This window comes from Oleiphilus sp. HI0067 (assembly GCF_001635735.1).
The window spans coordinates 1-6,162 of sequence record NZ_LWFI01000168.1 but is presented as its reverse complement, the minus strand read 5'-3'; the positions used below and the strand labels follow the sequence as shown (position 1 = coordinate 6,162).

The window sequence follows — 6,162 nt, the reverse complement described above, 5'->3', positions numbered from 1 at the left end:
CTTGCGTCACCGACACATTGCTCGATATCTTTGAGATGCCATCACTTAACTTACACACATACCGATGAGTAGTTGTATTTTTAAGGAGCAATGCACAGCGTTCAAAGCCCGCGCCATAATAAACACCTCGCAGCAGCAAACGGAAAAAACCATTCATTTCAAATTCGTTTGCCAACAACATTTCGGTAAGCTTTTGACTTACATGCAGCTGTTTTTGCGCGTCAAAGTCATGATGCGTTTTTACTTGCTTTACCAAACCACTATCAGACTCGTTCGTATCATTCTGAAGAATAATCTGTGGATCAGAGTCAGCGTTTACATCATCTTCAGCAGACAGCCCACTTCCCTCAGAGCTTTGTTGTACAGCATCTACTTCGCTTGAATCGCTGTTATCTGACAAGCGGCGCTGCGCACAAGTAATAATCTTTTGATCATCAAATTCCTTGATTGCCAGCAATGCTTCATAACGTGCAGCGCGGACATCGCTTTTCACATGTACTCCGGTTTTACCGGTATATGCGACCATTTTCTTCAACACACTTTTGAAGACTCGACTGTCTTCCCCCGATTCAACCGCTTCACATGCATCTTGACCAAGCACTATAGCTTTCAGACGCTGATCAACCGCTCTGGGGTTATAGAGATCATTAATTAATCCATCTATCTGCCAGCGTTTCATTAGTGTTTTCGACAAGGTATCTAAGCGAGTTCCTAGAACATTATTGGCGATAATGTTTCGCTCTTCTGTTGTAGTGCTAGCCTCAACCTTGCTCGCATATAAATTCCCTTCCGGATCACAAGACGATACGATAAGTAATTCGACTAACTGACTCAGCAGACAAGCTATGAACACCTCTTCACGCTCGGTTTCATTGAGTCGGGAACACAAAGCACGCGCTTGAAAAGAAGAATGAAGTCCCGTTACCAAACGGTCTGCCACCTGGTCACTCGCATTGTTCATCGAAAACAACTCAAGTACTTTTACGGCCAAGCACACACTACGTATATGTTTAAATCCAATATTTATAATTGCTCGGCTAACGGTCGTAACAGGTGTTGAACTCGGGTTAAACTGGATGGAGTTTCCAATCCTTATAATATGACTTGTAAGACTCGCGTCCTTTCTCAATACCTCGCCTAACTGAATCGCAGATGAATCGTCACTTGCAGTCAAGCGATCTAATTCTTTAAGTAATCCAGCAAGCGTAGCGGCTTGGCTACCCTCCAGTAATCTAATCCACCCGTGCAGCCCTTTTTGTTTTTGCTCGCGCATACATCATCCTCACGTACGAGCTATATAGTTTAGCAATCAAACTAAAAACTGTTATCGAGTAGAAGTATTTGTTAAGTTCTAAGCACAAAACAATAAAGGAAAACGTTCGTGTCTGAGACCTTCGATAACTGCAATATCAAAATACATCTCCCGGTCGCATGGGGAGAAATGGATGCATTCCAACATGTGAATAACGTGGTTTATTTCAAATACTTTGAGAGTGCTCGAATTGCCTACTTTGAAGAGACTGGAATCAACGAATACATGCAAATTCATGGTATCGGGCCAATCTTGGGTTCAACGCAATGCCGCTTTAAAGCGCCGCTGACATACCCAGACAACATAACAGTTGCGACGAAAATAACCGAGTTAAGCGCAGATAGATTTACGATGAAGTATTTTGTTAAAAGCGACAAATCAGGCCGAATCGCAGCTGAGGGAGAAGGAACAATTGTGTTCTTTGATTACAACACTAATCAGAAACACCACATCCCAATTGAAATAGTCAAAACAATAAAAGAGTTAGATTTCTAAATCTGGTAATTAGAGATGAGCGTGACAGCCATTGGCTCATCTCTAATTTCGCAAATCGCTACGATAATGAGGTCAAAGTGTTAATCGTTAACCAGAATAACGGCACGTTTGATAACGCAAATAACATGAAACGCAATTCAATTTTATTAACGAGTGATTGAAACAAGCTATGAACGATTCTCAAGCCCACATAAGCCCATGCAAGTGTTTCGTTCAAACCCTCTCCAAGACCGAGTAAAGCCATACTTATCGCAAGCGCATAAAATACAGTTGGCTGCTCCATTAGATGATTGTAATTATCAGCCTTCCACCTCGCTTTCGATGGCAAACTTGCCATTTGTTCGCCGGTAGGAATCGTTGCGTCTAATGTCATTCCTGACGCCTTAATTGCGGGAAGTCGGGTTGCTAACATCCACAACCATTGCACAAGCGACCATGCAACAAGCACTACTACAGGAACTAAAATTTCATTAGTTATAGTCATCTCTAAACCTTCTTATTGTCGTGAGAAGTTACAGCCTAACTAAAACTCTTAAGCCTTACGGCGCTTAATGCAGATGAGTGTTGTGATAAGCGGCCAGTCGCAACATGACCTTTCAGGTCAATATTCAGGCATCAATTTTTCACAGCTCTGAGGTAGTTTTTTAATACTTTTCAAAAACGCGTCTGAAGGTACGACAAATGCTCTAAATCTTCCTTTACTATCATTAGTGGCTGCAGATAGTACGCCAAGCACCGTTGCTTTATTGCCATTCAGTCCAACCAGTGCGGCACCGGAATCACCATGTTCAACCGCACAGTCTTTTATTCTAATCATTTGGTTCTTTTTGGGTGGTAACGCTAACTTACAGCTCTGCTCTGCATGCATACGAGAAGGATCAGACTTTGGATAGCCTGCAATCATAAAGCGTTGAAAGGAGTTTGTGTGATCGCCGGGTTTCATATGACCTAACATACAGCCAACCGGATATCGTAAACGCACTAGAGCCCAGTCTTTAAGTAGGGCCTGATCGTCGAAAGTTCCTTCAGGCAAATGCTTCGCAGCAACGGTGTAACTCATCGCTTCAGACTGCGCGACCAAAGCTCCGGCATTCAAGCCCGCTAGGAAATGAATTTTATTCGGTGAAAAATAAGAACGGGTTTTGTAGTCGTATATGCGGTGCGCGGCGGTCAATACGGTATCGGGCGAAACAAGCGTTGCCGTACAGGATTGCTTCGCTTCAACACGCAACTTACCTATTACATTCCATGGAGGTTGAGTCGCATCAACAACAGCACTCGAGGCAAGACATGGCCAAACCAGAATAAAAAACAAAAAGATGGAAGTCTTCACAGTATCTCCTACGTAATTTTCGGCAGGAGTATAGTCAAAGATTTAGCGCTTCAGCGCCTCAAAGGCATCATATTGGGATAAGTACTTGTTACCCGTCAAACGGTCATAAAACCCAGCAGTTGCAAGCTTGTCATCAACAGGACCTTTCACTTCAGACAAGTGCAGTAAAACACCTTGTTCGAATAATTTCTTATTAAGGTTCTCGAGCATGGTTAACGCACTATAGTCAACTTCGTTTACCGCGCTGCATTGAATAATTACATGGGCAATTTGATCGCGCTTGTATAGCTCATTAAGAACGTATGCTTGCAACATCTCAGCGTTTGCAAAAAACAAACTTTCATCCTGCCTCACACTCAGCACTCTGAGACAAGTCGTCACATCAAATCGCTTTACGTTCCTAAAGTGCTCTGTTCCCTCTAATAACCCAACCTCTGCAATGTGCGGTTTAGACGTCCTGTATAAGTGAAGACATAAGGAAATAATTACACCCGAAATAACACCAGCCTCAACGCCCGAAGTAAGCGTGATAACCACGGTCGCTGCTACAGCAAGAAAATCACTTTTTGAATAGAGCCACGTACGTTTAAACACCACAAACTCCATCAACCCAATAACAGCAACAATGATCAACGAGGCCAAAACAACTTTTGGGAGGTAATAGATATAGGGCGTTAAAAACAGTGCCGCCAACGCAACACCAAGTGCTACATATAGGTTAGATAACTTAGTCGCTGCGCCGGCCTCAAAATTCACGGCAGATCGTGAAAACCCTCCGGTAACTGGCATTCCTCCGGATAGGCCAGATGCAATATTTGACGCTCCGAGTCCAATAAGCTCACGATTCGGGATAATAGTTTCTCGCTTTTTAGCACCAAGAGTTTGAGCAACCGATACAGACTCGACATACCCAATCAAACTAATCATTAAAGCCGGTAATGCCAGCTTCTCGACAATCGAAACATCAACTTCGGCAAAAGAGATACTAGGCAAGCCCTGAGGTATATAACCAACAACTGCAACCCCTATTGCTTCTAGGTCAAAAAAGAACGACATACACGAAGCTAAAACGACTAGAAAAAATGGCACTGCTTTGCTGATTAAATTCGCGATACCCGCTGGCATTAAGCGCGAGAAAATCTGAGTACCAAATTGTTTATTTAATAAAAGGATTGTCAAGCAGGTTACGCCAAGCGCTAATGTTGAATTAAACGACGAGATATCAAACGCCGAAAAATGATCTATTTGCTTCGCAACAATAATCAAACTAGAAGCCGTAATAAATCCTGACACGACTGGCTTTGATATAAAGTTAATGATCAGCCCGAGCCGAAATAAGCCAAACAAGACGAGGAAAAGCCCCGACAGCAAAGCCAGTACAATACTTGCTTCTGCGTATCCGACATCCACATTTTCACTAACTGAACCTATGGCCGATGCGGTCATTAAGGAGATGATTGCGACAGGCCCCACAGATAGCGTCGTACTACTACCAAAAAGGCTATAAACAACGATGGGTAAAATACTAGAAAATAAACCGACCTGAGGAGGAAGGCCGGCCAGCATTGCGTAAGCAATGGATTGAGGAATCAGCAAAGCAGTTACGATAAACGCAGCGATAATATCGTTAACAAATAACTGCTTCGAATAATACTGATTCACAGAGTCTTCAACCCAACAGAAAATCGATTAAATTTTGCTGCTTTCCTCCCATATGATCGTGCAACGATTGCCCGTTCGGCAATAAGCATGCGTTACGAGACCCGCATCAAGTTCGCTTTTAAATTCTTGGACTTGGCTTGCTTGAAGTTGACCTCCAGCAAAAGGAATGGCAACGAACTTAATTCCAAATTTCTCTGCCGCTTGCGCAATCTCTTCATATGGAGTTTGATCGGCAGCCTCTCCATTCGGACGGTTACAAATAAGAAGTTCTACACCCATGTCAGCTAAGCTAGAAACGTCGGCAACAGTAATCTGATCTGAAACCGTATATTTTTCTGCAATCTTTTTAATTTCCATAATATTCTCAGTGCTTGTTTGTTTTAACCAAAGGCATTAATTGGAACCTTAAAGTAACGAACGCCGTTATCTTCAGCGTCGGGCAAAAATCCAGCCCGCATGTTTACTTGTAAGGATGGGATAATTAAACGCGGCATATCTAGTGTCGCGTCTCGCTGTTCTCTTAATGAAACAAAGTCTACTTTCTTTATTTCTGTCGAGATATGAACGTTTTTGTTTTTCTGCTCTCCAACGGTAGAGACGAACTCCAGTTCACGACCATCAGGTTGGTAGTCGTGGCACATATAAAGGCGTGTTTCATCGGGAAGGGAAAATATCTTCTGAATAGAGTCATACAAAACGCTCACGCTACTGCCAGGAAAATCACACCGTGCCGTGCCCGAATCAGGCATAAATAAGGTATCGCCAACGAAAGCTGCATCACCAATAACATGCGTCACACAAGCGGGGGTATGCCCAAGAGTAAACAGCGCAATGCACTCAATATTGCCAATCTTATATTGCTCGTCCATGGCAAACAGATAGTCGAACTGCGATCCATCGCGAGCAAATTTGCTACCTTCATTGAAGATTTTTCCGAAGCAGTCTTGAACCGTCAAGATCTGTTCTACGATCGCTAATCTTCCCCCTAACCTCTCTTTTATATATGGTGCTGCTGATAAATGATCCGCATGCACGCGCGTCTCAATGATCCATTCGAGAGACAAAGATTTATTTTGCACATAACGGATAAGTCTATCTGCACTATCATGCGAGATTCGACCAGACGCGTAATTAAAATCTAATACTGAATCGATAATTGCACAGTGTTTAATGGTGGGGTCAATAACAATATAAGAAGAGGTGTTTGAATCTTTATCGAAGAAATGAACTATTTCTGGGAGAACCCCAGACTCATCTCTCTTTTTCGCCACGGTAATTATTCCTTAGTTAATTAGTGCAGTTTGCTTCGTAAAAAAATATCGTAGTGAGTATATATCAACGCTATTAAATCAAAAAGATA

At 42.7% G+C, this 6,162-nt stretch carries 7 protein-coding genes; 1 reads left to right on the top strand and 6 read right to left on the bottom strand.

Annotation, left to right across the window (positions count from 1 at the left end):
* Window positions 1–1,273 (bottom strand): HDOD domain-containing protein (locus tag A3739_RS02325; protein WP_068500093.1); only part of this gene is annotated, 1,273 nt, incomplete at its 3' end.
* Window positions 1,274–1,381: 108 nt separating this feature from the next.
* Here A3739_RS02325 and A3739_RS02320 point away from each other — a divergent pair.
* The gene (locus A3739_RS02320) at window positions 1,382–1,807 is read left to right on the top strand and encodes a thioesterase family protein (RefSeq protein WP_197469375.1); all 426 of its coding nucleotides are present in this window, start codon (window positions 1,382–1,384) and stop codon (window positions 1,805–1,807) included.
* A gap of 58 nt (window positions 1,808–1,865) precedes the next feature.
* Here the strand turns inward: A3739_RS02320 and A3739_RS02315 are convergent, their stop codons facing one another.
* The 5 genes from A3739_RS02315 to A3739_RS02295 form a co-directional block, all read right to left on the bottom strand.
* Window positions 1,866–2,291: an MAPEG family protein gene (locus A3739_RS02315; protein WP_068500090.1), complete on the bottom strand. Its 426-nt coding sequence runs from the start codon at window positions 2,289–2,291 to the stop codon at window positions 1,866–1,868.
* Between the two features lie 117 nt (window positions 2,292–2,408).
* Window positions 2,409–3,140 carry a serine protease gene (locus tag A3739_RS02310; RefSeq protein WP_068479614.1) on the bottom strand — a complete coding sequence of 244 codons (732 nt, stop codon included), beginning with the start codon at window positions 3,138–3,140 and terminating at the stop codon, window positions 2,409–2,411.
* Window positions 3,141–3,182: 42 nt separating this feature from the next.
* Complete coding sequence (locus A3739_RS02305) at window positions 3,183–4,802, bottom strand: SulP family inorganic anion transporter (protein WP_231876548.1); 1,620 nt, start codon at window positions 4,800–4,802, stop codon at window positions 3,183–3,185.
* Between the two features lie 27 nt (window positions 4,803–4,829).
* Complete coding sequence (locus tag A3739_RS02300; protein ID WP_068479610.1) at window positions 4,830–5,159, bottom strand: beta-lactamase hydrolase domain-containing protein; 330 nt, start codon at window positions 5,157–5,159, stop codon at window positions 4,830–4,832.
* 23 nt (window positions 5,160–5,182) lie between these two features.
* Window positions 5,183–6,073 carry an MBL fold metallo-hydrolase gene (locus tag A3739_RS02295; protein ID WP_068479608.1) on the bottom strand — a complete coding sequence of 297 codons (891 nt, stop codon included), beginning with the start codon at window positions 6,071–6,073 and terminating at the stop codon, window positions 5,183–5,185.
* Between the last annotated feature and the right edge of the window lie 89 nt (window positions 6,074–6,162).